Here is a 26,387-nt window from a genome sequence, read left to right on the forward strand (position 1 = left end):
AGAGGAGCGAAGCGTAATGGCCGATCAGGCAGTACCCGAAGGCGGACCGAAAGCGGCGCCTGTGGTGATCAAGAAGTACGCGAACCGGCGGCTCTACAATACCGCGACATCGGCCTATGTGACGCTCGATCATCTTTCCCAGATGGTGAAGGACAAGACCGACTTCGTGGTCTACGACGCCAAGACCGGCGACGAGATCACGCGTTCCGTCCTGACGCAGATCATTTTCGAGGAAGAGAGCAAGGGCGGCCAGACGCTGCTGCCGATCCCGTTCCTGCGCCAGCTCATCTCCTTCTACGGCGACAGCCTGCAGGGCGTGGTGCCGCAGTATCTCGAAATGTCGATGACGCAGTTCGCGCGCAATCAGGACCAGATGCGCCGCTACATGCAGAATGCCTTCGGCTTCAACCCGTTCCAGCAGTTCGAGTCGATGGGCAAGCAGAACATGGCGATGTTCGAGAACGCCATGCGCATGTTCAATCCGTTCGGCACGGCGCCCGGCGGGCAGGCCCCCGGCGGACCGGCATCGGGTGGACAGGCAACAGGTGGACAGGCAACGGGCGGGGCGCCGTCCGCGGCCAACGGCCACGAGCCGCCGAAGGGAGCCGAGCCGGGAGCGCCGGCCAACGACACCGCGATCGACGACCTGAAGCGCAAGCTCGACGAGTTGCAGAACCAGCTCGCGGAACTCGGCAAGAAGTCCTGAAGCCTCCATGACCACGTCGGCATCGTCGATGACCCGCCGGGTCATGTCGCCCTGCATCGGCATCTGCAAGCTCGACCAGAAGAGCGGCCTCTGCATCGGCTGCAAGCGCACGATCGAGGAGATCGGCCGCTGGGCCATGCTCGACGACCCCGCGCGTCAGGCGATCGTGGACCAGCTGCCGACGCGGAAGCTCTGAAGCCTGCCGACGAAGGCGGTCGCTCCTCAACTCAGCCATCCTGAGCGAAGCGAACGATCTCGCGTCAGCCATGTAGTACTTTGGTCGTTCCGCCAGGTCCTTCGCTGCGCTCAGGACGACAGACGATTAGCTACTTCCCCTTGAAGGACGGCTTGCGCTTCTCGCGGAAGGCCGAGGTGCCCTCCTTGTAGTCTTCGGTCAGGCCGGTCAGCACGTTCTGGTCGGCGTCCATGTGACTGCCGAGATCGTCGAGCGCATGGGTCAGGCGATTGACCGTGCTCTTGGTCATGCGCACGGGGATCGGCGGCTGGCGCGCGATGCGCTCGGCGAATGCCATCGACGCGGCCAGCGCCTGTCCATCGTCGACGACGTTCTCGACGAGACCCCAGTCCAGCGCTTCCGCCGCACCGATCCGGTCCGACGCCAGGATCACCGCCTGCTTGGTGCGTGCCGGGCCCATCAGCGCCAGCATGCGCGGGATCGAGCCCCAGCTCATGTTCATGCCGAGCTCGACCTCGGGAATGCGGAAATGCGCCGAGCGGCCACAGGTGCGGAAGTCGAGCGACACGACCAGCGCCGCACCGCCGCCGACGCAATGGCCCTCGATCGCCGCGATGGTGATCTGGTCCATGTCCTGCCAGGCCTTGCACATCTTCGGGCCCATGCGCTGCTTCTGGATGCGCTCGCCGACCGGCAGGGTCGCACGCGCCCATCCTTCCGGATCCTTCAGGTCGAAGCCGGCCGAAAAGGCCTTCGCCGAACCGGTCAGGATCACCACCGTCGTCTCGATGTCGTCCTCGAAATCGCGCGGCACGTCGCGCAGCTCGCGCATCGCCTGCTGGCTCAGCGCATTGATGTTGTCGCCGCGATCGAAGCGCACGACGGCGATGCGCCCCTGCGGACCCAGACCCTTCTCGACCTTCACGAACCGACGATCCATCGCGCGCTCCTCCGTCATTTTCTCGAAACTACCGGCTCGCCTTTACAAGCGCGAGCCGCTTCGATTGACTGGCCTGCATGTCGAAAGCCATTGAATCTGCCGTCTTCGAGCGTCGCGTCGCCGCGTTGTTCTCTCCCTACTCCAAGCCCGGTTCGCCGGGCGCCGTCGTCGGCGTCATGCGCGGTGGCGAGATCGCTTACTGCCGGGGCTTCGGGCTCGCCAGCATCGAACTCGGCGTGCCGATCCGGCCCGACACGCGCTTCCGCATCGCCTCGGTGAGCAAGCAGTTCACGGTGACGGCGGCGCTGATGCTGGCGGCCGAAGGCAAGCTCAAGCTCTCCGATCCGCCGCACAAGTACCTGCCCGAGCTGGCGCCGCTGCCGGTGACGATCGACCAGATGATGCGCAATTCGAGCGGGCTGCCCGACTTCCTCGAACTGCTGCGGCTGGGCGGACACGGTCTCGACAGGCCGGCCCGGCCCGAGGACCTGTTCGACGCCTGCACGCGCAACCGCCATCTCAACTTCTCAGCCGGCAGCCGCTTCCTCTACAGCAATACCAACTTCCTGCTGCTCGGCCTGATAATCGAGAAGCTGGCGAAGAAGAAGCTGGGCGACGTGCTCGCCGAGCGCATCTTCAAGCCGCTCGGCATGACGCACACCTCGCTGGTGGCCGAGATCGACGCGATGATCCCGAACCTCGCCACCGGCTATCTCGGCGACCGCGAGCAGGGCTTCCGCCGCGCCGCGCACGCCTACCCTCAGGGCGGCGAAGGCGGCCTCACCTCGACCGTCGAGGACCTGCTGATCTGGAGTCGGCATTTCGACAAGCCGACGCTCGGAAAGACGATCCCCGCGCAGCTCACCGCCATCGCACCGCTGACCGGCGGCAAGGCCAACAACTATCGCCGCGGTGTCGCCGTCGAGGAACTGCGCGGCTTGCAAACCGTCGGCCATGGCGGCCTGTGGCCGGGCTTCCGCACCGAGTTTCTGCGCGTGCCGAAGGCCGACCTCACCGTCGTGGTGATCGCCAACCTGGGCAGCATCGATCCGTGGCGGCGCGCCCGCGCCATTGCCGCGCTCGCTCTCGACGGAAACAGCAGGATGAAGCCTGCCCTGCCACCGGTTACGCAGGCCGAGATCAAGCCGATCGGCGGGACCTGGTTCAACGCGGCCGAGCCGTCTCTCTTTGACCTGGCCTGGCGCAACGGCGAGGCCATCGTAACGCAGAACGGCATGCCCTTCGCGCTGGGCCGCCGCGCGGGCGGCTGGCTGGCGGCCGAGCGCGGATCCTACGAGTTCGCGCTGAAGCCCGGCCCCAAGGGCACGCTGAAGGTCGATCTCGGCGCCGGTCGCATCCTCACCTTCTCCAGGCTGTCGAGGCGCGCCGCCGTGCCGGCCGACCTCGCCGGCACCTACGTCTCGTCCGACTGCGCCGCCGTCTGGCGCATCAGCCGCGACGGCAAGGACTGGAAGATGGAGGTCGGCGGCCCGTTGATCTCGGGCGGCGCACCATGGATCGTGCGCGGCATCGACGCCGACACGGTCGAGATCGAGTCGCCGGGCAGCTGGATCAAGGCGACCCAGCTCGCCCATCTCGTCCGCGACCGCGCGGGCAAAATCGTCGCGCTCGAAGTCTCGACCGGCCGCATCAAGAAGATGCGATTCGATCGCGAGGATTGAGCTTTCGGACTCTTCCCCTTTGCGGACTCCGCAAAGGGGAAGTGCCCTCGTCTTACGAGGGCGATGGGGTCATGCCCCCTCCGCCCCTTCGGGGCACCTCCCCATTTGAATGGGGAGGAAAAAACATCAGCGGAATGGGATCGCGTACATCAGGCCGCCGTTGGTCCACAGCGCGTTCTGGCCGCGCTCGAGCTTGAGCGGCGTGGCCGGGCCGACATGGCGGTCGTAGCTCTCGCCGTAGTTACCGACCTGCTTGATGACGTTGTACATCCACTTCTCGTCGACGCCGACGGCCTTGCCGAAGCCCGGCGTGACGCCGAGGAAGCGCTTCACGGCGGGATCCTCGCTCTTCAGCTTCTCGTCGACGTTCTTCGACGTGATGCCCATCTCCTCGGCCTCGATCATGCCCATCAGGGTCCACTTCACGAGGTCGAACCACTGGTCGTCGCCGTGGCGCACGATCGGGCCCAGCGGCTCCTTGGAGATGCGCTCGGGCAGGATCACATGCTCGCCCTTGCCGGCGAGCTGGCCGGCGCGCACCGCGGCGAGGCCGGACGCATCGGTCGTGTAGGCGTCGCAGCGACCGGCGGCATAGGCCTGCAGCAGCTCGTCGAGCTTCTCGATCAGCACCGGCTTGAAGGTCATCTTGTTGGCGCGGAAATAGTCCGCGAGGTTGAGCTCGGTCGTGGTGCCCGGCTGGACGCAGATCGTGGCGCCGTTCAGCTCCTTGGCGCCCTTGATGTTGCTCTTGGCCGGCACGATGAAGCCCTGGCCGTCGTAGAAGTTGACGCCGGCGATGTTGAAGCCAAGCGAGGTGTCGCGCAGCAGCGTCTGGGTGGCGTTGCGGGTGATGACGTCGACCTCGCCGGACTGCAGGGCGACGAAGCGCTGCTGGGCGGTGGTCGGGGTGAACTTCACCTTCTCGGCGTCGCCGAACATCGCGACGGCGATGGCCTTGCAGAGATCGACGTCGAGCCCGGTCCACTTGCCCTGGCTGTCGGCGAACGAGAAACCCGCCAGGCCGGTGTTCACGGCGCACTGGACGAAGCCCTTGGCCTTGACCGCGTCGAAGGTCTGGCCGGCCGAAGCCGGGCCAGCGGCCAGCGCCGCGCCCGACAATGCGGCGGCGGCGACGATTGATTTGAGTGTCATTGCTGAAGCCCCTGTTTGTCCCAGTAGGCCTCAGCATAGCAAATTACGAGCCGCTCAGATGGTGCGTTCGACCATCAGCTTCTTGATCTCGGCGATCGCCTTGGCCGGGTTCAGGCTCTTGGGGCAGGTCTTGGTGCAGTTCATGATCGTGTGGCAGCGATAGAGCCGGAACGGGTCCTCGAGATTGTCGAGGCGCTCGCCCTTGGCTTCGTCGCGGCTGTCGGCGATCCAGCGATAGGCCTGCAGCAGGATGGCCGGTCCCAGGTAGCGCTCGCCGTTCCACCAGTAGCTGGGGCACGAGGTCGAGCAGCAGAAGCACAGAATGCACTCCCACAGGCCGTCGAGCTTGGCGCGCTCCTCCGGCGACTGCAGGCGCTCGCGCGTCGGCGGCTGGGTCGAGGACTTCAGCCACGGCTCGATCGAGGTGAGCTGGGCGTAGGGCACGTTGAGGTCGGGCACCAGGTCGCGCACCACCGGCATGTGCGGCAGCGGGTAGATCTTGATGTCGCCCTTCACCTCGTCGATGAACTTGGTGCAGGCGAGCGTATTGGTGCCGTCGATGTTCATCGCGCACGAGCCGCACACGCCTTCGCGGCAGGACCGGCGGAAGGTCAGCGAACTGTCGATCTCGTTCTTGATCTTGATCAGCGCGTCGAGAACCATCGGACCGCAGGTGTCCATGTCGACTTCATAGGTGTCGACCGACGGGTTCTTCCCGTCTTCCGGGGTCCAGCGGTAGACCTTGAACTTCTTGATGTTCTTGGCGCCCGCGGGTGCCTTGTAGGTCTCGCCGACTCCGATCTTGGAATTGGCGGGGAGAGCGAACTCGGCCATGTCTTCCTCTCGAACTCAGTACACGCGGGCCTTGGGCGGGAACGACTGAACGTCGTTGCTCATCGGCTGCAGGTTGACCGGGCGGTAGTCGATCCTGGTCTTGCCGGTCTGCTCGTCGACCCAGACGACCGTGTGCTTCAGCCATTCCTTGTCGTTGCGGTCCGGGAAGTCCTCCTGCGCATGCGCGCCGCGGCTTTCCTTGCGGTTGGCGGCCGAGCGGATCGTGCCCTGCGCCTGGAGGATCAGGTTCTCGAACTCCAGCGTCTCCATGAGGTCGGAGTTCCAGATCATCGAGCGATCCTTGACCTTGATGTCGTCCTTGCCGGCGAACACCTTGTCCATGTTCTCGCAACCCTCGTTCAGGGTCTTGGTCGTGCGGAACACCGCGCAGTCGTTCTGCATGGTCTTCTGCATGGTGGCGCGAAGCTGCGCGGTCGGCGTGCCGCCGTTGGCGTGCCGCGCCTTGTCGAGGCGGGCGATCGCCTCCTCGCCGGCGCGCGGCATGTCCTTGTGCGGCTGGCCGGGCGTCATCTGCTCGGCGACGCGGTTGGCGGCGGAGCGGCCGAACACGACCAGTTCGAGCAGGGAGTTGGAGCCGAGACGGTTGGCGCCGTGGACGCCGATCGATGCGGCCTCGCCCAGCGCCATCAGGCCCGGAACGACGGTGTTGGGATCGCCGTTCTTCACCGTCATGACTTCGCAGTGATAGTTCGCCGGGATGCCGCCCATGTTGTAGTGGCAGGTCGGCAGGATGGGGATCGGCTGGCGGGTCACGTCGACGCCGGCGAAGATGCGCGCGGTCTCGGCGATGCCCGGCAGGCGCTCGTGGATGATCTTGGGATCGAGATGCTCGACGTGCAGCTCGATGTAATCCTTGTTCGGGCCGCAGCCGCGGCCTTCACGGATCTCGACGGTCATCGAACGGCTGACGACGTCGCGCGAGGCGAGGTCCTTGGCCGACGGGGCATAGCGCTCCATGAAGCGCTCGCCTTCCGAGTTGGTGACGTAGCCGCCTTCGCCGCGCACGCCCTCGGTGATGAGGCAACCCGCGCCGTAGACGCCGGTCGGATGGAACTGCACGAACTCGAGGTCCTGCAGCGGCAGGCCGGCGCGCAGCGCCATGGCGCCGCCGTCACCGGTGCAGGTGTGGGCCGAGGTCGCGGTCTGATAGACGCGGCCGTAACCGCCGGTCGCCAGCACCACCTTGTGGGCGCGGAAGCGATGGATGGTGCCGTCGTCGAGGTTCCAGGCCATGACGCCGCGGCAGACGCCTTCGTCCATGATCAGGTCGAGGGCGAAATACTCGATGAAGAACTCGGCGTGGTTCCGCAGCGACTGCTGGTAGAGCGTGTGCAGGATCGCGTGGCCGGTACGGTCGGCCGCCGCGCAGGTGCGCTGGGCGATGCCCTTGCCGTATTCCGTGGTCATGCCGCCGAACGGGCGCTGGTAGATCTTGCCCTCGGGCGTGCGGCTGAACGGCACGCCGTAATGCTCGAGCTCGATGATCGCGCCGATGCCGTCGCGGCACATGTATTCGATCGCGTCCTGATCGCCGAGCCAGTCGGAGCCCTTGACCGTGTCGTACATGTGCCAGCGCCAGTCGTCCGGACCCATGTTGCCCAGCGCCGCCGAGATGCCGCCCTGCGCCGCCACGGTGTGGCTGCGGGTCGGGAACACCTTGGTGATGCAGGCGGTCTTGAAGCCCTTGTTGGCCATGCCGAAGGTCGCGCGCAGGCCCGCGCCGCCGGCGCCGACGATGACCACGTCGTATTCGTGATCGATCACCTTGTAGGCGGTGTTGCCGATGTTGATGATTCCAGCGACGGGCGGGTTGCCCTTGCCGTTGCTCGCCTCGGCCATGACTTAGCCTCCGAATCCGATACGCAGGATGGCGACCGCTGCAGCCAACCCGAAGAACACTGCAATGAACTTGACCCCGACGATCATCGCCAGCTTGGCGCCGTCGCCGTGGACGTAGTCCTCGATCACGACCTGGATGCCGAGCTGTGCGTGATGAAGGCCGATGACGATGGTGAGGATCAGCAGCACCATCACGAACGGCGAGCCCATCCAGGCCCGGACCATGCTGTAGTCGGCGCCGCTCAGCATCACCAGCGAGACGGCGAACCAGACGACCAGCGGGATCAGCGCGACGGCGGTGAGGCGCTGCACCCAAAAGTGATGAACGCCGCTCTTGGCAGAGCCGAGCCCGCGCGCGCGGCTGAGATGACTTCTGAGATCGCTGTTCATGGGATGCTCCTCAGATCAGCCGCAGGCCGACGATCCACGAGGCGGCCGTCGCCACGAGGGACACCGCCACCACGATCCATCCGCTGCGATAGGCGTCCTTGATCTCGAAGCCGTAGCCCATGTCCCAGAAAAGATGCCGGATGCCGTTGAACAGGTGGAAGAACAGGCAGAACAGCCAACCTCCCAGCACGAAGCGGCCGACGATCGATCCGTTGAAGCTCTGGAACATCGCGTAGGTTGGAGCGCTCGCCGCAGCGAACACGACCCAGGTCGCGAGGTAGAGCGCGCCCACCGACAAAGCAATGCCGGTCGCGCGGTGCAGGATCGAAAGAACCGAGGTGAGCTGCGGGCGATAGACCTGCAGATGCGGAGAAAGCGGCCGATGCACCGGCCGGTTGGCAACGCTCATCCGTAAAGACCTCAAAATGCCGATATCGGCTGGTGCTGTATGTAGCGTGCAGCCGCATCAAGTCAACGAATGTCGGCGTCGCACGTCCGGTAAGCCCCGGATTTGCAAGCGGAAATCCGCCTGCCGAGCGGTATCTCTATGCAAGGCGCCTGGGCATGAGCACCCAGTAGTCGAGATCGAGCACGACCGCGGGATGATACTTGCCGTCCGCACCCTTGCCCGGCCACTCGCCGCACGGGCAGTCCTTCGCGGCAATGCTTCTCATTCGCAAAGCACCAACATCCCGGCGACCCGGCAGCGGCGCGGTCTCGAGCACCTCCGACCAGGCATAGATGGTGTCACCGCCGAAGGTCGGGCCGACATGGCTGCCGGCGTTGAAGGCGGCGACCCGGAAGCCGTTGGCCAACCCATTGAACGACAGCGCCCGCATCAGCGAAATCACGTGGCCGCCATAGGCCAGGCGCCGGCCGAAGCGCGTGTTCTTCCCGGCGAAGGCGTCGAAATGGACGCGCGCGGTATTCTGGTAGAGCCGCGTCGAGAACATGTGGTCGGAGTCTTCGAGCGTGATGCCGCTCACATGATCGATCCGCTCGCCCGGCGCATAGTCCTCCCAACGATGCGACGAACCGGCGGCGCCATCGTCGTAGCCGGCAATGGAGAGACCGGCCGGCACGACGAGATCCTCCGGCTTCACCGCCGGCGCGGTCGTCGGCACGACAGTGGGCTGGACCGGTGCCTGCGGATCGCGCTTGTGCACCATCACCCAGCGCACATAGTCGAGCACCATCTCGCCGCGTTGGTTGACGCCGGTGGAGCGCACCCAGACGACGCCGCTCGCCTTGTTGGAATTCTCGCGCAGGCCCAGCACCGTCGAATGCGCCGACAGCGTGTCGCCGGGATAGACCGGCACCCCCCAGCGGAATTCGGCATAGCCGAGATTGGCGACGGCGTTCAGCGAGATGTCCGGCACCGTCTTGCCGATGACGACATGGAAGACGAGAAGGTCGTCGAGCGGGGCGCGCGGCAGGCCGATCCCCTGCGCGAATACGTCCGACGAATTGATGGCGAAGCGCGATCCGTAGAGCGCGATGTTCAGTGCCGCATCGGCCTCCGTCAGCGTGCGCGGGGTGGCATGGCGGAATTCCTGCCCGACCCGGAAATCCTCGAAGAAATTGCCGTTGCTGGTCTTGTTCATGTGCCCGCCTGCAGTTCCTTGATCGCAGAGGCCAGCGCCAAGGCACGCTCGGCCTGCTCGACGTGAAGGTTCTCGATCATGCGTCCGTCGACGGTGACGACACCCTTGCCCTCGGCCTGCGCGGCCTTGAAGGCGGTGACGATCTTCGCCGCCATGTCGAGTTCGGCGTTCGAGGGCGCAAACACCTCGTTGCAGGGCTCGACCTGGCTGGGATGGATCAGCGTCTTGCCGTCGAAGCCCATCTCCAGCCCCTGCTGGCAGACAGCGCGGAAACCTTCGGCGTCCTGGATGTCGTTGTAGACGCCATCCAGTATGGTGAGGCCGTGCGCACGGGCCGCAAGCATGCCAAGGCCCAGCGCCGTCAGCATCGGCAGGCGCATCGGCGTGTGGCGCGCGCGCATGTCCTTCACCAGATCGTTGGTGCCCATGATGAACAAAGTGAGCCGCGGATGCGAACCCGCGACTTCTTCGGCGCGCAGGATGCCCCTGGGCGTCTCCATCATCGCCCAGACCGCCATCGACGCGGGCGCGCCGGCCGCATCGAGCAGGCCGACGACGCTCGCCACCTCGGCCGCGCTCTCGACCTTCGGGACCACCACGGCGTCCGCGCCCGATTTTGCGATCGCGGCAATGTCGGCCTTGCCCCAGGGCGTGCCGAGACCGTTGCAGCGGATCGCGATCTCGCGCTTGCCGTAACCCTTGCTCTGCGCCGCCGCAACGACGTTGGCGCGGGCGGCTTCCTTGGCATCGGGCGCGACCGCGTCCTCGAGATCGAAGATCAGCGCGTCGGCCGGCAGGGTCCGCGCCTTCTCCAGCGCGCGCGTGTTGGCACCCGGCATGTAGAGAACGCTGCGGCGCGGACGGACGGTCATCGACATCTGAAGGTCTCCCCGAAAACGCGGCGGACTATAATGACGGTCCTCCTTGTGGCAAGGTGGGGGCGGCCATGCGCTTCCTGTCCCTCCAGAGCCATGTCGCCTACGGCTACGTCGGCAATCGTGCGGCAACTTTTCCCCTGCAACGATTGGGCCACGAGGTCTGGGCGGTGAACACGGTCGAATTCTCGAACCACACAGGCTATGGCGCCTGGCGCGGCCGCGCCGCCTCGGCCGAACAGGTGGGCGAGATCGTCCAGGGCATCGAGGCGCTGGGCCTGTTCTCGCGCTGCGACGGGCTGCTGACCGGCTATGTCGGCGACGCGGCACTGGCCGACGTCGTCCTCGATACCGCAGGCCGCGTGCGAGCCGCCAACCCGCGCGCCGTCTGGTGCTGCGATCCCGTGCTGGGCGACATCGACACCGGCGTCTACGTGAAGCCGGGCATCGAGGCCTTCTTTCGCGAACGCGCCATCCCGGCGGCGGACCTCGTCACGCCGAATCATTTCGAGCTGGAGCTGTTGACCGGCCGCAAGGTGTCGACCCTCGACGAGGCGCTGGCGGCGGCGCGCCTGCTGCTCCAGGGACCGCGGCTTGCCCTGATCACCAGCCTGCGCCGCGCCGATGCGCCTGGCGACACGATCGAAATGGTCGCCGTGACCCACGAGGCAGCCTGGCGCATTGAGACACCGATGATCGGTTTCCCCATCGCACCCAACGGCACCGGCGACGCCGTCGCCGCCCTGTTCACCGCCCACTGGATCTCGGGCGACGAGATCCCCGAGGCGCTGGGCAAGGCCGCCTCGTCGATCTTTGCGGTTCTCGAAGCCACGCAGGCGATGGGCGAGCGCGAACTGCAGCTCGTGGCAGCGCAGGACCGGCTGGTCGCGCCGCCGCGCGTCTTCAGGGCCGAGAGGCTATAGGCGCGCGATGACCGTGCCCCCATGAACGTGCCCGGCTTCGCCTTCAATCCCATCGCGCTCGCCATCGAGGGCGCGGCCATCGGCTTCCTCATCGCCGTTCCCGTGGGACCGGCCGCCGCGCTCTGCATCCGCCGCTCGATCACCGTCGGCGCCATGGCGGGCTACATGACGGGCATCGGTGCGGCGCTGGGCGACGCGGTGTTCGGCGCCGTGGCCGCGTTCGGCCTCTCGTTCGTGCAGAAGTTCGTGATCGAACGCGAAGCCTGGCTGCTCGGCATCGGCGGGCTCGTGCTGGTGATCATGGGCTGGACCACGATGCGTCATCGCCCGCGCAACGTCGGCGATCCCGTCGCCGACGATCGCGAGCACACGTTCTCGACGCACTTCCACTATGCCAGTTCGAGCTTCTTCATCACGGTGTTCAATCCGCTCACCGTGATGGCCTTCGGCGCGGCCTTCGCCGGCCGCAACCTGGCCGGTGTCGGCGCCAGCCTCCCCGACGCCACCCTGCTGGTCGCGTCGGTGTTCTGCGGCGCGCTCGCCTGGTGGACGATCATCTGCACCGCGTCGGTGTCGCTGCGCGCGCGCTTCACCGGCACCGGCCTGCTGTGGCTGAACCGCGGCTCGGGCGCCGTCATCCTGGGCTTCGGGCTGGCGGCCCTGATCTCGCTGCTGCCGCTGCCCTGGAAGAAGATCGGCGCTTTCTTCGGGCTCTGAACGCGCTCAGGCGAGCGCGCAGACCTCGTCGAACCCGAAGCGCGGGCTGCGCGCGAACACCTTGCCGTGATCGCCGTAGCCGATGTTGCACAGGAAGTTCGTCTTGAACTTGCCGTCGGGGAAGAAGGCCGCGTCGACCTTGGCGTTGTCGAAGCCGCTCATGGCGCCGCAATCGAGGCCGAGCGCCCGCGCGGCGACGATCAGGTAGGCGCCCTGCAAGGTGCCGTTGCGGAAGGCGGTCGGCTCGGCCGACGGCTTGCCCTTGAACCAGTGGATCGCTGTCTGGTCGTGCGGGAACATCCGCGGCAGGTGCTCGAAGAATTCCGGGTCGTAGGCGAGGATCGCCGTCACAGGCGCCGTCATAGTCTTCTCGGTATTGCCTGCGCTCAGCGCCGGCTTGAGCTTCTCCTTGCCCTCCTTGGTGCGCACGAAGACGATTCGCGCGGGCTGGCAGTTGGCCGAGGTCGGACCCCATTTCATGAGGTCGTAGATTTCGTGGAGCTGCTTGTCGGTCACCGGCTTGTCCAGCCAGCCATTGTGCGTGCGGGCCTCGCGGAAGATGGTGGCAAGCGCCTTGTCGTCGAGCATTCGATTCCCCTTGTGTTGAGCGACCGTAGCGAAGCTTCACCGCACGGTCGAGACGCGCACATGTGATCGAGTTACCGCCCGGAACCCGCCTTCCATTGCACGAACTGTGCTAGGCTTCGCCGTCAACGTGCGTACAGGCTTCAATCGATGCTGCCGGTCCTGCTCGACCCCGCGAAATTCAAGGATGCCTGGATCACGGCCAAGGGCGAGACGCGGGCGCATGTCGAGTTGAAGGCGCTGGAGACGCTGTGGTTCAACACGGGCACGCTGTGCAACCTCACCTGCCGGAACTGCTACATCGAATCCTCGCCGCGCAACGACCGGCTGGTCTACCTGGAGGCGGCGGAGGTCGCCGGCTATCTCGACGAGATCGAGCGCGACGGCCACGCCACGAAGCTGATCGGCTTCACGGGGGGCGAGCCCTTCATGAATCCCGACCTGCCGGCGATGCTCGACGACGTGTTGGGGCGCGGCCTGAAAGCCATGGTGCTGACCAACGCCATGCAGCCGATGCACAAAATGAAGCCTGCCCTGCTCGACCTGCTGGTGCGCCACGGAAGGGACAATCTCACGATCCGCGTCTCGGTCGACCACCATGAGAGAGACCTGCACGAAGAAGAGCGCGGCCTCCGAAGCTGGAAGCCGACGATCGACGGGCTGGTCTGGCTCGCCGAGGCGGGCTTCGACGTCCACGTCGCCGGCCGCCACTTCTCGAATGAGACCGACGAGGAGGTTCGAGCGGGCTATGCGCGCCTGTTTGCGCGGCTGGGCGTTCCCATCGATGCGCTCGATCCCGCGACCCTGGTCCTGTTCCCGGAGATGGACCCGACCGTCGACGTGCCCGAGATCACGACGGCCTGCTGGGGCATCCTGAAGAAGTCGCCCGACAGCGTGATGTGCGCCTCGGCGCGCATGGTGATGAAGCGCAAGGGCGCCGAACGTCCCGCTGTCGTCGCCTGCACCTTGCTGCCCTACGATCCGCAGTTCGAGATGGGCGAGACGCTGGCGGAGAGTGTCGGTGCGGTGCGCCTGAACCATCCCCATTGCGCCAAGTTCTGCGTGCTGGGCGGAGCTGCCTGCAGCGCGTGACGACGACACTCGACATCGTCATCCCGACACTGAACGCTGGTCGCACGCTCGGCCGGACCCTAGCGGCGCTTCCCGCTCCTCCCGGCTTCGCGATCTCGACGACCGTCTGCGACGGCGGTTCCGGCGACGATACGGTGGCGATCGCGCGCGAAGCCGGCGCCCGGATCGTGACCGCACCACCGGGGCGCGGCGGACAACTGGGCGTCGGCGCCGCGGCGGGCGATGCGCCGTGGCTTCTGTTTCTCCATGCCGACACGCGACTGGGGCCCAGCGCCGGCGCGACCATCGCGCGCTTCGTTTCTTCCGGCGCCAACGACGACAAGGCCGGTTACTTCCGGCTGCGCTTCGACAGTGCCGACCCGCGCGCGCGACGGGTCGAGCGCCTCGCCACCTGGCGCTGTCGGATATTCGGCCTGCCCTACGGCGACCAGGGCTTGCTGATCGCGCGTGCTCGCTACGAACGTCTTGGAGGATTCCGCCCCCTGCCGCTGATGGAAGACGTCGACCTCATGCGCCGCATCGGCCGCGGCGATCTGGTGGCTCTCGACGCCGACGCGCTCACTTCCGCCGCACGTTACCAGCGCGACGGCTGGGTCGCTCGCCCGCTGCGGAACCTGAGCTGCCTCGCACTCTACTTTGCCGGCGCCTCGCCCCACTTCCTGCGGAGACTGTACGGGTGACGAAGCGCCACCTCGTCATCTTCGCGCGCGCGCCTCAGACCGGTCGCGTGAAGCGCCGCCTCGGGGCGGAGATCGGCCTGGGGGAAGCGGCCCGTTTCTATCGCCGGATTCTCTCTGCGCAGATCGAGCGTATGGCGCGCGACCCGCGCTGGACGGTCTGGCTGTTCGTCACGCCCAACAGCGGACTCACCCACCCCGCCTGGCGCCTCGTGCCGATGTCGCGCCGACGGCCGCAGCGCGAGGGCGATCTCGGCCGGCGCATGAAACGGCCTTTCGAGACCTTGCCGCCGGGCCCCGTCGTGCTGGTCGGCAGCGATATCCCGGCGATGCGCCCATATCACATCGCACGCGCCTTCGATCTGTTGGGCCGGCACGATCTCGTCTTCGGGCCGGCACGCGACGGTGGCTTCTGGCTGGTCGGCGCGAAGCGCTTGCGGCCCCTGCCCTGCACGCTATTCGACACGGTGCTCTGGTCGACGCCAACGGTGCTGGCCGACACGCTGGCCAGCATTCCCTCGCACGTCACGACGGCATTGGCCGACACGCTCGACGATGTCGACGATGCCGAAGCGCTGCGGCGGCTAACGCTCTAAGCGACCACCTTCTTCAAGCCGTCGAGTTCGCGCCGCACATGGGCGAAGACATCGTTCCAGCTTCCGCCGACCGTCTGCTTGAAGAGGCGCGCCGAGGGATACCAGGGGGCGTCGGCGCCGCCGAGCTGCCAGCGCCAGTCGGCGGTCGCGGGAAGCAGCACCCAGGTCTTCACACCCATCGCCGCGGCGAGGTGCGCGACCGGCGCGTCGATCGAGATCAGCAGGTCGAGTTGGGAGAGCGCCGTGGCGGCCTCGGCGAAATCGAAGATGCCGCGGCCGACATCGTGCACCAGCCCGTTCGCGCCGAAGGTCTGGATGTCCTTCTGATGGACGCCGCCCTGCAGGCTGAAGATCAGCAATTCCGGATCGCCCGAAAGCGCCAGGAACTGCTCGAACGGGACCGAGCGCTGCCGGTCCTGTGCCTGGCCGGGCATCGCCGCCCAGTAGATGCCGATGCGCAGTTTCGCCGCGTCGAGGTGGCCGAGCTTGATGCGGCTTTCCTCCGGCGCACGAAGATAGGGCGGCGCGCCCGGCAAGGTCGCGAAATCGGGCCTGCAGAGATGCGGCAGCGACACCATCGAGGCATGGACGTCGAACGCCGGCAGCTTCTCGCCCTCGGCCACGACCTCGTCGACATAGTCGACGGCGCGCAGCAATTCCTTCAGCAGCGCCTGGCAGAGCACGACGACCGTGGCGCCGCGCCGCTTCAGGTCGCGGGCGAAGCGGACGAACAGCAGCGCGTCGCTCAGGCCCTGCTCGGGATAGAGCAGGATGCGCTTGCCCTCGAGCGGCCCGCCGTCCCAGGCCGGCTGCGCGAACTCGGGCGCCGGCGTCTCGGGCAGGCGCTTGCGCGTCTCGTATGCCGCGAACCCCTCCGCCAGGTCGCCGCGCATCAGCAGCGCGAGGGCGAATTCGACCCTCATCCGGCGGCCGTCGGGATTGAGGGTCAGCGCACGGCTGAAGCAGCCGACGGCCTCGTCGAGGCGGCCGAGATCGCGCAGGCAAAGCGCCAGATTGAAGAAACCTTCGGCGTAGTCGCGGCTGAGCGCGATCGACTGGTAGTGATGCTTCACCGCCTCGTCGAACTGGTGCGCGGCGCGAAGCGCATTGCCGAGGTTGGAATGCAGGGCGGGGTTGGCGGGATCGGCCGCCAGCGAAAGGCGATGATGCGACACCGAGGCTTCGAGCTTGCCCGCGAGGCGCAGCGCGACGCCGAGATTGTTGTGCAGCTCGGCGTGATCAGGGCGCACCGAGAGCAGGCGCAGGTAGGATGCGATCGCCTCGTCGAGCCGGCCGGCGCGATGGGCCTGCGACGCCAGGCGCAGCTGCTGCACGAAGCTGTCGGCCGCACTGCCGAACAACGGCGTCGGCGCGCTGGAAGCCGCCGATTCCCGCTTCGTCGGGTGGAAGTTGGGCGTGTCGTTCACGGAACTCGCTCGGGACAATGCGGTGCAGGCAGTCTAGCCCAGCCGCGCGTCACAAGCATCCGTCCTCGCATGAAAATGGCGCGGACCGGGAGGTCCACGCCATTCGTTTCACCGCGCGTCGATGGCGCGTGGCTTCAGACGTAGCCCTTGATGAGCTCTTCGGCGATCTGCACGGCGTTCAGCGCCGCGCCCTTGCGAAGATTGTCGCTGACGACCCACATCGCCAGGCCGTTCTCGACCGTGGGATCGGAGCGGATGCGGCTCACGAAAACGCCGTCCTGGCCGGTGACCTCCTTCGGCGTCACGTAGCCGCCGGGCTCGCGCTGGTCGACCACCAGCACGCCGGGCGCCGCCGAGAGGATGCGCCGCGCCTCGTCGTCCTCGAGCGGCCGCTCGAGTTCGAGATTGATCGATTCGGCGTGACCGACGAAGGTCGGCACGCGCACGCAGGTCGCGTGGACCTTGATCTTCGGGTCGAGGATCTTCTTGGTCTCGACCACCATCTTCCACTCTTCCTTGGTCGAACCGTCATCCATGAAGACGTCGATCTGGGGAATGACGTTGAAGGCGATGTTCTTGGTGAACTTCACCGGGTCGAGCGTCTGGTTGACGAAGAAGCTCTTGGTCTGGCTGACCAGCTCGTCCATCGCTTCCTTGCCGGCGCCGGACGTCGACTGATAGGTCGACACGACGACGCGCTTGATGCCGGCCGCGTCGTGGATGGGCTTCAGGGCGACAACCATCTGGATGGTCGAGCAGTTCGGGTTGGCGATGATGCCGCGGCCCTTGTAGCCGGCGATCGCCTGCGGATTGACCTCGGGAACGACCAGCGGCACGTCCGGATCCATGCGCCAGTACGAGGTGTTGTCGATCACCACGGCGCCGGCCTTGGCCGCGCGTGGGCTGTGCTCGGCCGACACCTTGGCGCCGGGCGAGCTCAGCACGATGTCGATGCCCTTGAAGTCGAACTTGGCGAGGTCCTGGACCTTCAGGATCGACTTGTCGCCGAACGAAGCCTTCAGGCCGACCGAACGGGAGGAGGCCAGCGCGACGACCTCATCGACCGGGAAATTCCTCTCGGCCAGGATCTGCAACATTTCGCGACCGACGTTCCCGGTCGCGCCGACGACGGCGACTCTGTAGCCCATGACAATATGCGCCTAACGTGCGCGCACCCCTGATTGAATGACAGGGGGAGATACGCGCACCGCTCCGCTTTGGCAAGAATGGGGCCGGGTGGCGCCTATTCGGCCGACGCGCCCGAGGCCTTGATGATGGGGAGCCAAACTGCGAGGTCGTCGCGAACCAGCTTCTGCGCCGCTGCCGGCGAGCCTGGCGGCAGCATCTCGATGCCCTGGCCCATCATCTTCTCGCGCACCTGCGGCAACTGGCCGATGCGGTTGATCTCGGCATTGAGACGCGTGATCACCGGCTCGGGCACGCCGGCCGGGACCGCGAAGCCCATCCAGGTGTTCACGACGTATTCCTTGACCCCGGCCTCGATCATCGTCGGCGCGTCTGGCAGGAGGGTGGAGCGCGACTCGCTGGTCACGGCCAGCGCCTTGAGCTTGCCGCCCTTGATCAGGCCGATGACCGTCGGCGTGTTGAACAAGCCCATCGCCACCTCGCCGTTGGCGACGGCCTGGATGCCGGCCGGCGTCGCGCGATAGGGCACGTGCTGCAGCTTCACGCCGGTCCGCAACTCCAGCAGCACGCCGGACATGTGGTGGCTGGTGCCGACGCCGCCCGACGAGTAGGTGAGCTCGCCAGGCTTGGCGCGGGCCTGCGCCAGCAGGTCGGCCACGGTTCTGGCAGGATTGTCGGGTGAAACGATCAGGACGTTGGAGACCCCGCCGGTCACCGCGACCATCGAGAGGTCCTTCAGCGGATCGTAGCCCGGAGTCTTGTAGAGGCCGATGTTGAACACCATCGTGCCCTGCGAGACCAGGCCCATCGTGTAGCCGTCGGCCGGGGCGCGGGCCAGCTCGGCGGTGGCGATCGTCCCGCCCGCGCCGGTCTTGTTGTCGACCACGATGGTCTGGCCAAGCGCCTTGCCGAGTTCATCGGCGAACAGGCGCGCGACGATGTCGGCCGTGGCGCCGGGGGCCAGCGGCACGATCATGCGGATCGGCTTGGCCGGCCAGGACTGGGCCATCGCCCTCGTCGAAGCGGCGGCCAGCGCGGCCGCGAGCAGGGTTCTCTTCGTAAGGATCATGCATGCCTCCTCAAAGCCCGACAGACCTGGCGACCAAAGCGGCGAGTTGCTTGCGCAAGCGCGCGACCAGCCCCTGCTCCGATCGCTTGCCGATCAGATTGCGCATTTCGTAGGGATCGCTCTTGAGGTCGTAGAGTTCGTCGCATGCGACGCCGTCGAGCGACTTCTGCGTCCAGTGGATGTACTTGTGACGCTTCGTGCGGATCGCCTTGTAGCTCATGCCCACGAGCCACGGCATGGCGTTCTCGCTGAAGTATTCGCACATGAAGGAGGTGCGCCAACCCTTGGGCTTGGCCCCTTTGGCGAGCGGCTTGAGCGACTGGCCCTGCATCGTCTTGAAGTCAGCCGCCTTGCCGCCTGCCAAATCGACGAGCGTCGGCGCGATATCGAGCGCCAGCACAAGCTCGTCGTTCATTGTGCCCGGCTTGAACCAGGCGGGATAGCGGATGAGGAACGGCGACTTGATGCCTTCCTCGTAGGCGAAGCGCCGCTCCGGCCCGAGACCGTGCTCGCCGAAGAAGTAGCCATTGTCTCCAAAGAACAGGATGAAGGTATTGTCGAGTTCGCCGTTCTGCTCGAGCACCTTGAAAATGTCGCCCATGCCCTCGTCGACCGAGGCCATCATGGCGGCGCGAAGCCGGATTTCCTCGTCCGTGCCGGCGAGGATCCCGTCCAGTACCTTGCGCGACGCCTCGTTGACGCGCATCGCGTGGGCTTCCGTCCAGGCCGGCTTGTCCTTCACCACGTCGGCCGCAGGAAGCGCATTGGGCCGGCGCGGGAAGTGTTCGCCCTTGTAGAGGTCGGCGTGGCGCGGCGCCGGACGGTAGCCGCCGTCGGTGAAGTCGATCGTGCCGTCGGCCGCCTGGAAGGCGTCGGGATGCACGGCCTTGTGCGCGAAGAACAGCGCGAAAGGCTTGTCGCGCTTCTTCTTCAGGAAATCGACGGCGTGACCGTTCAGCAGGTCGGTGATGTAGCCTTCGTACTTCTTCTCCTTGCCGTCGATGTTCAGCACCGGATCGATGATCGACCCATGGCCGGGAAAGCTCACCCACTTGTCGTAGCCCGGTCGCGGCCCGCCGGAGTTGCCCATGTGCCACTTGCCGATATGGGCGGTCTCGTAGCCCAGACGCTGCAGAATCACGTGGTAGTTCGGCAGGCGATGGCTGTGCGCGTCGCGCGCGACGTTGTCGATGATGCCGTGGCGGCTCGCATACTGGCCGGTCAGGATCGAGGCGCGGTTGGGCGAGCAGAGCGGCGTGGTGTGGAACGCCGAGGTGAACATCGCGCCTTCGTGGCCGATCCGGTCGATATGCGGCGTCTTCATGTAGGGATGGCCGCAGATCCCCAGCTCGTCGAACCGGAGGTCGTCGATCAGCACGACCAGGAAATTGGGTTTACGCTTCTTTGCCACGATGAGGTCCCCGCACTTAATTTCCGGCAAGCACACCGCGTGCCGAAATCAGGCTAGCGAGCCCTGTTGACGGAGACCAGAGCCCCGCGCCCATATCGGCCGCGAAAGGGAAAAATCCATGACCGAGACTGCCCTGCCTCTGGCGGGATTGCGCGTACTGGACATCAGCTCGTTCATCGCCGCACCGGCCGCAGCCGTCGTGCTGGGCGACTGGGGCGCCGACGTGATCAAGGTCGAAGGACCGGAGGGCGATCCCAACCGCCGGATCATGCACGATTCGTCGAACTATCCGAAAAGCGAGGTCAACTATCCCTGGCAGATGGATTCGCGCAACAAGCGCTCCATCGTGCTCGATCTGAAGCAGGCGGACGCGCGCGCGGCGCTGGACCGGCTGATCGCGGTCTCCGACATCCTGATCTGCAACTTCCCGCCGCCGGTGCGCGACAAGCTCAAGCTCGCCTACGAGGATGTGAAGCAGGTCAACCCGAAGCTGATCTACGCGTCCCTCACCGGCTATGGCGAGAGCGGCCCCGATCGCGACCGGCCCGGCTTCGATGCCACTGCTTATTTCGCCCGCTCAGGCCTCCTCGATGCGCAGCGCTACGAAGGCGGGCCGCCGGGCGTGCCCGGTCCCGCGCAAGGCGACCGCGCCACGGCGATGTCGCTCGTGTCGGCGATCCTGATGGCACTGATGCACCGCATGAAGACCGGCGAAGGCTCGTGGGTCGGCACGTCGCTGCTGGGCAACGGTCTGTGGTCGTGCGGCGTGATCGCGCAAGCAGCACTGGTCGGCGCCTTCCTGCCGCACCGGCCGCCCCCCGACCGTCCGCGGTCGGCGCTGGGCAACATCTACCGCACCGCCGACGACCGGTGGCTCCAGCTCACCATCGTGCGCGCCGACAAGCTGTGGGCGCCGCTCTGCCGGGCGATGGGGCTGGAATCGCTGATCGACGATCCGCGCTTCGCCACCGAACCCGAGCGTCGCGCCCGCGCCGGCGAACTCGCCGGCCTCCTCAGCGACACCTTCGCCACGCAGCCCTACGAGCACTGGCGCGAGGCGCTGGCGGCGCACAGCGTCACCTTCGGCGTCATCAGCCGGCCGCAGGACGTGCCGGACGATGCGCAGGCCGTGGCCTGCGGGGCGGTGGTCGACACGGCCATCCCCGACATGCCGCGCACCCTGGCCGATCCCATTCGCCTGGGCTTCGCCAGCCCGCGCGTGGCGCACCCAGCCCCGGCGCTTGGCGAGCATGGCGAGGAAGTGCTGCGCGAGGTCGGCGTCAGCCCGCAGGAAGTGGCGGCGCTCAAGGCAAGCGGTGCGCTGCGATGATACCGGAAGAGCCGTTGCCGCTTGCCGGCCTCACCGTCCTCGACATCAGCTCCTTCATCGCAGCCCCGGCCGCGGCGGCGGCGCTCGGCGACTACGGCGCCGACGTCATCAAGATCGAACCACCGGTCGACGGCGACCCGCATCGCAACAGCTTCCGCAACGCCGGCTACCCGCAGAGCGACCGGAACTTCCCGTGGCAGCTCGACGGCCGCCACAAGCGCTCGCTGGCGCTCGACCTGAAGACCGACGGCGCCCGCACGATTCTCGAACGGCTGCTGAAGCGGGCCGACGTGATGATCGTGAACTTCCCGCCGCCGGCGCGCGAACGGCTGCGGCTGCGCTGGGAAGACATCGAGCCGATCAACCCGCGCCTCGTCTACTGCTCGCTCACCGGCTACGGCGAGAGCGGCCCCGACCGCGACCGGCCGGGCTTCGACATCACCGCCTACTTCGGCCGCTCCGGCATCCTCGACGCGGCGCGCTACGACGGCGGGCCGCCTGGCGTCTCGCTGCCGGCGCAGGGCGACCGCGCGACCGCGATGACGCTCGTCGCCGCGATCCTGATGGGCCTGCGGCGGCGCGACCAGACCGGCAAGGGCGGCTGGGTCGGCACGTCGCTCTACGCCAACGGCGTCTGGGCCAATGGCACGACGGCCGCCGGCGCGCTGGTCGGCGCGGAACTCCCGGTGCGTCCGCCCCCCGACAAGCCGCGCAACGCGCTGACCAATCTCTACCGCACGCGCGACGATCGCTGGCTGCAGCTCCTGATGGTCCGCGACGACCGGCTGTGGGACACGTTCTGCGGCATCGTGGAGCGCCCCGACCTGATGGCCGATCCGCGCTTCAGCGGACGGCCGGAACGGCGCGCCCATGCCCAGGAATTGCACGACTTGCTGGCGCCGGTATTCGCCAGCCGCCCCTATGCGGACTGGGAGAAGCTCCTGTCGGGGACCGGCATCCCCTTCGGCGTGATCGGCCGGCTGGCCGACGTGGTCGACGACGAGCAGGCCGAGCATGCCGGAATCTTCGCGGATACAGACAACCCCGCGATCCCGCGGACCGTGAACACACCGATCCGCCTGGGCTTCGCCGTGCCGCGCAAGGCCGGGCCGCCGCCCGAGGTCGGCCAGCACAATGACGAGGTGCTGCGCGAGACCGGGTTCAGCGAAAGCGAGATCGAGGCCCTCAAAAAGGCCGGCGCTTTGGGGTAGGCTCCCCGGATGGCCTCCCGCTTCCGGACCTATGCCGAGTTCTGGCCGTTCTACCTGCGTGAGCACGCGAAGCCCTCGACGCGCGCCGTGCACTATGTCGGCACCATCGCTTCGGCCGCGCTGCTCGTCTGGGCGATCGTCACCCAGAACTGGTGGTGGCTGCTGGGCGTTCCCGTGTTCGGCTACGGACCGGCCTGGTTCGGGCACTTCTTCATCGAAAAGAACAAGCCCGCCACCTTCGAGGCGCCCTTCTGGTCGCTGATCAGCGACTACAGGATGTGCGGCCTGTTCCTGACTGGCCGGCTGGGTGACGAGCTGATGAAACATCAGGTCCGCGCGCCCTGAAACAGGGGTCGGACTGGCCCTTGCTTCCCCGGGGGGCCGACGCCACATTGCAGGCGAACCCCAATTCCGCTTGAGGACCTATGGAAACGATGCTGCAGGGCGCCGCGCCGCAGGCTGCCCCCGCCGACCTGATCAAGGACAGCGACCAGACGAAGTTCGCCAAGGACGTGCTCGAAGCCTCGCGTACCGTACCGGTCATCGTCGACTTCTGGGCGCCGTGGTGCGGGCCGTGCAAGACGCTCCAGCCGATGATCGAAAAGGTCGTCAAGGAGGCCAAGGGCGCGGTCAAGCTGGTCAAGATCGACATCGACAAGAACCAGATGCTGGCCCAGCAGCTGCGCATCCAGTCGATTCCGGCCGTCTATGCCTTCTTCGGCGGCCGTCCGGTCGACGGCTTCATGGGCGCGGTGCCCGAGAGCCAGCTGAAGGAATTCGTGGCCCGCCTCATCCAGGTGTCCGGCGGCGCCACCGGCGACCCGGCGGCCGCGGAGCTTGCCGAACTGCTCGAACAGGCCAAGGCCGCGGTCGCGCAGAACGACATGGACACCGCCGCGCAGCTCTACAGCGAGATCCTGGGCGTCGAGCCGACCAACGTCGTCGCCCTGGCCGGCCTCGCGCGCTACCAGGTCTCGCTGGGCGACGTCGAGCAGGCTAGGGAGCTGCTCGAGCAGATTCCGGCCAAGGAGCGCACCGGCGCCGACGTCGTGGCCGCCCAGGCCGCGATCGATCTGGCCGAGAAGGCCAAGGACGCCGGCCCGATCGGCGACCTCAAGGCCAAGGCCGAGGCCGACCCCAAGGACTTCCAGACCCGTCTCGATCTCGCGATGGCCTACTGGGCCGGCAACCAGAAGCAGGAAGCCGTCGACGAGCTCCTCGCGATGATCAAGGCCGACCGCAACTGGAACGAGGCGGCCGCGCGCCAGCAGCTCCTCAAGTTCTTCGAGGCCTTGGGCTTCACCGATCCCATCTCGGTCGACGGCCGCAAGCGCCTGTCGACGATCCTGTTCTCGTGAGTGGCGCCTCGTGAGTGACAAGGCGCCCTCTTCCCTAAGTCCGGGGCGCAATCCGTTCGAGCCGAGCTTCGAGCAGCTGCCCGAGACGCTGCCGATCTTCCCGTTGTCGGGCGTGCTGCTGCTGCCGGGCGGCAAGCTGCCGCTCAACATCTTCGAGCCGCGCTACCTCGCCATGATCTCCGACGCGCTGGCCGGGCACCGCATGATCGGCATGGTGCAGCCGGTCCAGCCCGGCGGCTTCGCCGGTGACGGGATGCCGACCGACGACGGCCGGCCCAAGGTCCACCGGGTCGGCTGCGCGGGCCGTATCACCAATTTCAACGAGACCGAGGACGGCCGGCTGATGCTCGTGTTGAGCGGCGTCTGCCGCTTCGACATCGTGCGCGAGCTCGATCTCGCCCAGGGCGGCTACCGCCGCGTCTCCTCGGTCTTCTCGCCCTACCGCGCCGACCTCGACCATGCCGACGACGTCGTCGAACTCGACCGCGACCGGCTGATGGCCGCGCTGGCCGCCTTCTTCCGTGGCCGCCAGCTCTCGACCGACTGGGATGCGGTGAACAAGGCGGCCGACGCCAACCTCGTCACGTCGCTGTCGATGGTGCTGCCGTTCGGCCCGGCCGAGAAGCAGGCGCTGCTGGAAGCCGCCGACAGCACCGCCCGTGCCAAGCTGCTGATCGCGTTCCTGGAGATGAACGCCTTCGGCGATCCGTCCGACACACCGCCCAGCCGCAAGAACTAAGGGCGTTCGGCCTCAAATTGAAGACGACCTCATCCTGAGGAGGCTGCGCAGCAGCCGTCTCGAAGGATGGGCAACGGGCCTGGTGCTGATGCCCATGCTTCGAGACGCGCTCCTGTGGAGCGCTCCTCAGCATGAGGTTGGTGTGGGCGGTACCAGCATGCTTGGAGAGACCCTTGGCGTCAGTCGGCGTAGGGCACGGGCGTCGAAAGTGCCGGCTCCTCGTGGCGCGCCCAATAGAGTTCCTCGATACGGCGCGTCAGCGGGCCGGGCCGGCCGTCACCGACGGGACGGCCTTCGTAGTTCACGACCGGCATGATGCCGCCGGCCGTGCTGCTGATGAAGATCTCGTCCGCCTCGGCCACCTCGCGCGCCTGCACGCCCCGCACCTCGACGCGCATCTGCAGCGCGTCGGCGATCTCCATCACCGTTCGGCGCGTGATGCCCTCGAACATGCCGCGTGCCGGCGTCGCGAGCGCGCCGTTGCGGACGACGAAGACGTTGAAGCCCGGCCCCTCCGTCACCGTACCGTCGGCAGCCGGCAGCAGCGCAATGGTCGCATCGCGGTCGTAGGCCTCGAAGATTCCCATGGTCAGGTCGAGCCAGTGAAAATTCTTGATCCTCTGGTCGAGCGACTCCGGCGGAATACGCTGTGTGTGCGACAGGATCATGCGCAGGCCATCGCGCCGCTGGGCCTCGTCGGCGATCCAGACGAAGGGCTGCGCGAAAGCATAGAGCCGATTGCGGCACAGGCGCGGGTCGCGCGTACCGGCGGGCGGCAGCCCACGGGTACACGTCACCTGCACGTAGGCATCGCGCAGGCCCGAACGGCTGGCACACTCGATCATGATGTCCGCGATCTGTTGGCCCGTCAGCGGCAGCGACATGCGGAGGCCGGCCATCGACGCCTGGAAGCGTTCGACATGGTCCATGAGCCGGAAGAAGCGTCCCTTCCAGACGTGCGCGACATCGTAGGTCGCATCGGAACGGACGAAGCCGCGATCGAGAATCGGGACCGCAGCCTCCGACAGCTTCATCCAGCGCCCGTCCATGTAGGCCACGCCTCTGATGGCGGCTGTCTCGCTGTCGACGTCCATCGCCAGATCCTCGGTCGATTTGGGCTCTTTAGGATCGACCATTAGCAACGGACCGACAACCGAAGAAGTCCGGGTCGCCACGGGCTAGGGCGGGTATCGGGCTCCATGCTATAAGGAGCGCAAAGGAATTCAGGGAAACCCCGCACGATGAGCCCTCCATCGGACGACGCCGCCGTCCCCCGCCGCGCGGGCGTCGACCCCAAGCTGCTCGAAATCCTCGTCTGCCCGGCGACGCATGGCACGCTGGAATATGACGCGGCGGCCGGCGAACTGATCAGCCGCAAGGCCGGTCTTGCCTACCCGATCCGCGACGGCATTCCGATCATGCTGGTGAGCGAGGCGCGTCCGCTTCGCGACGTGCCATGACCGCCGAGTTCGCCAAGGCCGTGCCCGACGAGGGCAACTACGAATCGACCACCGCGCCGTGGCCGACCGAGCTGCGCGTGTTCAAGGAAGAAGGCCGGCTGGAAGTCGATTTCTCCGACGGCCACGCCTGCGCGCTCTCCGCCGAGTATCTGCGCGTCGAGAGTCCTTCCGCCGAAGTGCAGGGGCACGGGCCGAACCAGAAGAAGATCGTGGCCGGCCGGCGTCACGTGAAGATCGTCTCTGTCGAGCCGGTGGGACACTACGCGATCCGCATCGTGTTCGACGACCGCCACGACAGCGGCATCTACAGCTGGGCCTACCTGCGCGAGCTCAGCGAGACCCACACCACGCGCTGGGCGGATTACGAGGCGGCGCTCGCGAAGCGCGGCCTCAATCGCGACACCTGA

Annotated in this window: 28 protein-coding genes and 1 pseudogene; 15 read left to right on the forward strand and 14 right to left on the reverse strand. The window is 66.9% G+C overall.

Going from position 1 to position 26,387, the window contains the following annotated elements:
• Positions 1-16: 16 nt before the first annotated feature.
• Positions 17-706: a polyhydroxyalkanoate synthesis repressor PhaR gene (phaR, locus tag KQ910_RS04245; RefSeq protein WP_216957231.1), complete on the forward strand. Its 690-nt coding sequence runs from the start codon at positions 17-19 to the stop codon at positions 704-706.
• A gap of 7 nt (positions 707-713) precedes the next feature.
• The gene (locus KQ910_RS04250) at positions 714-902 is read left to right on the forward strand and encodes a DUF1289 domain-containing protein (RefSeq protein WP_229600321.1); all 189 of its coding nucleotides are present in this window, start codon (positions 714-716) and stop codon (positions 900-902) included.
• A 130-nt stretch (positions 903-1,032) separates the two neighbouring features.
• On the opposite strand, the gene KQ910_RS04255 is transcribed toward KQ910_RS04250, so the two are convergent.
• Positions 1,033-1,842 carry an enoyl-CoA hydratase/isomerase family protein gene (locus KQ910_RS04255; RefSeq protein WP_216957232.1) on the reverse strand — a complete coding sequence of 270 codons (810 nt, stop codon included), beginning with the start codon at positions 1,840-1,842 and terminating at the stop codon, positions 1,033-1,035.
• A 77-nt stretch (positions 1,843-1,919) separates the two neighbouring features.
• Between KQ910_RS04255 and KQ910_RS04260 the strand changes: the two genes are divergently transcribed.
• Complete coding sequence (locus KQ910_RS04260) at positions 1,920-3,524, forward strand: serine hydrolase domain-containing protein (RefSeq protein ID WP_216957233.1); 1,605 nt, start codon at positions 1,920-1,922, stop codon at positions 3,522-3,524.
• A 126-nt stretch (positions 3,525-3,650) separates the two neighbouring features.
• On the opposite strand, the gene KQ910_RS04265 is transcribed toward KQ910_RS04260, so the two are convergent.
• The 7 genes from KQ910_RS04265 to KQ910_RS04295 form a co-directional block, all read right to left on the reverse strand.
• On the reverse strand, positions 3,651-4,676 hold the full coding sequence (locus tag KQ910_RS04265) for an amino acid ABC transporter substrate-binding protein (RefSeq protein WP_216957234.1): 1,026 nt from the start codon (positions 4,674-4,676) through the stop codon (positions 3,651-3,653).
• Between the two features lie 54 nt (positions 4,677-4,730).
• A complete protein-coding gene (locus KQ910_RS04270; protein ID WP_216957235.1) occupies positions 4,731-5,510 on the reverse strand; it encodes a succinate dehydrogenase iron-sulfur subunit in 780 nt (259 codons plus the stop codon).
• A gap of 15 nt (positions 5,511-5,525) precedes the next feature.
• Positions 5,526-7,370, reverse strand: a complete 1,845-nt coding sequence (sdhA, locus tag KQ910_RS04275) for a succinate dehydrogenase flavoprotein subunit (protein WP_216957236.1) — start codon at positions 7,368-7,370, stop codon at positions 5,526-5,528.
• Between the two features lie 3 nt (positions 7,371-7,373).
• Positions 7,374-7,760 carry a succinate dehydrogenase, hydrophobic membrane anchor protein gene (sdhD, locus tag KQ910_RS04280; RefSeq protein ID WP_216957237.1) on the reverse strand — a complete coding sequence of 129 codons (387 nt, stop codon included), beginning with the start codon at positions 7,758-7,760 and terminating at the stop codon, positions 7,374-7,376.
• Positions 7,761-7,770: 10 nt separating this feature from the next.
• The gene (sdhC, locus tag KQ910_RS04285) at positions 7,771-8,169 is read right to left on the reverse strand and encodes a succinate dehydrogenase, cytochrome b556 subunit (protein ID WP_216957238.1); all 399 of its coding nucleotides are present in this window, start codon (positions 8,167-8,169) and stop codon (positions 7,771-7,773) included.
• A 136-nt stretch (positions 8,170-8,305) separates the two neighbouring features.
• Complete coding sequence (locus tag KQ910_RS04290) at positions 8,306-9,364, reverse strand: MaoC family dehydratase (protein WP_216957239.1); 1,059 nt, start codon at positions 9,362-9,364, stop codon at positions 8,306-8,308.
• A complete protein-coding gene (locus KQ910_RS04295) occupies positions 9,361-10,242 on the reverse strand; it encodes an HpcH/HpaI aldolase/citrate lyase family protein (protein WP_216957240.1) in 882 nt (293 codons plus the stop codon). The genes KQ910_RS04290 and KQ910_RS04295 overlap by 4 nt, the downstream gene beginning before the upstream one ends.
• A gap of 68 nt (positions 10,243-10,310) precedes the next feature.
• Here KQ910_RS04295 and pdxY point away from each other — a divergent pair, with 68 nt between their 5' ends.
• Entirely contained in the window at positions 10,311-11,162 is an 852-nt protein-coding gene (gene pdxY / locus KQ910_RS04300; protein WP_216957241.1) for a pyridoxal kinase PdxY, read from the forward strand.
• Between the two features lie 21 nt (positions 11,163-11,183).
• On the forward strand, positions 11,184-11,879 hold the full coding sequence (locus KQ910_RS04305; protein WP_216957242.1) for a LysE family translocator: 696 nt from the start codon (positions 11,184-11,186) through the stop codon (positions 11,877-11,879).
• A 6-nt stretch (positions 11,880-11,885) separates the two neighbouring features.
• On the opposite strand, the pseudogene KQ910_RS04310 reads toward KQ910_RS04305, so the two are convergent.
• Positions 11,886-12,470, reverse strand: a pseudogene (locus KQ910_RS04310) (malonic semialdehyde reductase); the annotation flags it as partial.
• A 144-nt stretch (positions 12,471-12,614) separates the two neighbouring features.
• On the opposite strand from KQ910_RS04310, the gene KQ910_RS04315 reads away from it, so the two are divergent.
• The 3 genes from KQ910_RS04315 to KQ910_RS04325 are packed head-to-tail and all read left to right on the forward strand — an operon-like array spanning position 12,615 to position 14,829.
• Positions 12,615-13,556 carry a radical SAM protein gene (locus KQ910_RS04315; RefSeq protein WP_216957244.1) on the forward strand — a complete coding sequence of 314 codons (942 nt, stop codon included), beginning with the start codon at positions 12,615-12,617 and terminating at the stop codon, positions 13,554-13,556.
• Positions 13,553-14,236 carry a TIGR04283 family arsenosugar biosynthesis glycosyltransferase gene (locus KQ910_RS04320; RefSeq protein WP_216957245.1) on the forward strand — a complete coding sequence of 228 codons (684 nt, stop codon included), beginning with the start codon at positions 13,553-13,555 and terminating at the stop codon, positions 14,234-14,236. Before KQ910_RS04315 ends, KQ910_RS04320 begins: the two co-directional genes overlap by 4 nt.
• Positions 14,233-14,829, forward strand: coding sequence for a TIGR04282 family arsenosugar biosynthesis glycosyltransferase (locus KQ910_RS04325; RefSeq protein WP_216957246.1), 597 nt, complete (start codon positions 14,233-14,235; stop codon positions 14,827-14,829). The genes KQ910_RS04320 and KQ910_RS04325 overlap by 4 nt, the downstream gene beginning before the upstream one ends.
• Here KQ910_RS04325 and KQ910_RS04330 read toward each other — a convergent pair.
• The 4 genes from KQ910_RS04330 to KQ910_RS04345 form a co-directional block, all read right to left on the reverse strand.
• The gene (locus tag KQ910_RS04330) at positions 14,826-16,256 is read right to left on the reverse strand and encodes a tetratricopeptide repeat protein (protein WP_216957247.1); all 1,431 of its coding nucleotides are present in this window, start codon (positions 16,254-16,256) and stop codon (positions 14,826-14,828) included. The two genes, KQ910_RS04325 and KQ910_RS04330, sit on opposite strands and share 4 nt — an antisense overlap.
• A 134-nt stretch (positions 16,257-16,390) precedes the next feature.
• Entirely contained in the window at positions 16,391-17,404 is a 1,014-nt protein-coding gene (locus KQ910_RS04335) for an aspartate-semialdehyde dehydrogenase (protein WP_216957248.1), read from the reverse strand.
• Positions 17,405-17,499: 95 nt separating this feature from the next.
• Positions 17,500-18,471, reverse strand: coding sequence for a Bug family tripartite tricarboxylate transporter substrate binding protein (locus KQ910_RS04340; protein WP_216957249.1), 972 nt, complete (start codon positions 18,469-18,471; stop codon positions 17,500-17,502).
• 10 nt (positions 18,472-18,481) lie between these two features.
• The gene (locus KQ910_RS04345; protein WP_216957250.1) at positions 18,482-19,882 is read right to left on the reverse strand and encodes a sulfatase-like hydrolase/transferase; all 1,401 of its coding nucleotides are present in this window, start codon (positions 19,880-19,882) and stop codon (positions 18,482-18,484) included.
• Positions 19,883-20,000: 118 nt separating this feature from the next.
• On the opposite strand from KQ910_RS04345, the gene KQ910_RS04350 reads away from it, so the two are divergent.
• From KQ910_RS04350 to KQ910_RS04370, 5 genes are all read left to right on the forward strand, one after another.
• Positions 20,001-21,212: a CaiB/BaiF CoA transferase family protein gene (locus KQ910_RS04350; protein WP_216957251.1), complete on the forward strand. Its 1,212-nt coding sequence runs from the start codon at positions 20,001-20,003 to the stop codon at positions 21,210-21,212.
• Between the two features lie 14 nt (positions 21,213-21,226).
• Positions 21,227-22,423, forward strand: coding sequence for a CaiB/BaiF CoA transferase family protein (locus KQ910_RS04355; protein ID WP_216957252.1), 1,197 nt, complete (start codon positions 21,227-21,229; stop codon positions 22,421-22,423).
• A 9-nt stretch (positions 22,424-22,432) separates the two neighbouring features.
• On the forward strand, positions 22,433-22,768 hold the full coding sequence (locus KQ910_RS04360) for an Mpo1-like protein (RefSeq protein WP_216957253.1): 336 nt from the start codon (positions 22,433-22,435) through the stop codon (positions 22,766-22,768).
• Positions 22,769-22,848: 80 nt separating this feature from the next.
• Positions 22,849-23,781 carry a thioredoxin gene (gene trxA / locus KQ910_RS04365; RefSeq protein WP_216957254.1) on the forward strand — a complete coding sequence of 311 codons (933 nt, stop codon included), beginning with the start codon at positions 22,849-22,851 and terminating at the stop codon, positions 23,779-23,781.
• 76 nt (positions 23,782-23,857) lie between these two features.
• Positions 23,858-24,520, forward strand: a complete 663-nt coding sequence (locus KQ910_RS04370) for an LON peptidase substrate-binding domain-containing protein (RefSeq protein WP_216963586.1) — start codon at positions 23,858-23,860, stop codon at positions 24,518-24,520.
• 179 nt (positions 24,521-24,699) lie between these two features.
• Here the strand turns inward: KQ910_RS04370 and KQ910_RS04375 are convergent, their stop codons facing one another.
• Entirely contained in the window at positions 24,700-25,614 is a 915-nt protein-coding gene (locus KQ910_RS04375; RefSeq protein ID WP_229600323.1) for an aminotransferase class IV, read from the reverse strand.
• A gap of 147 nt (positions 25,615-25,761) precedes the next feature.
• Between KQ910_RS04375 and KQ910_RS04380 the strand changes: the two genes are divergently transcribed.
• Both KQ910_RS04380 and KQ910_RS04385 read left to right on the forward strand, forming a co-directional pair.
• On the forward strand, positions 25,762-25,980 hold the full coding sequence (locus KQ910_RS04380) for a Trm112 family protein (RefSeq protein ID WP_216957255.1): 219 nt from the start codon (positions 25,762-25,764) through the stop codon (positions 25,978-25,980).
• Positions 25,977-26,387 (forward strand): gamma-butyrobetaine hydroxylase family protein, encoded by a 411-nt coding sequence (locus KQ910_RS04385; protein ID WP_216957256.1) that lies wholly within the window; start codon positions 25,977-25,979, stop codon positions 26,385-26,387. The genes KQ910_RS04380 and KQ910_RS04385 overlap by 4 nt, the downstream gene beginning before the upstream one ends.

Source organism: Reyranella humidisoli (assembly GCF_019039055.1).
Taxonomy (GTDB): Bacteria; Pseudomonadota; Alphaproteobacteria; order Reyranellales; family Reyranellaceae; genus Reyranella; species Reyranella humidisoli.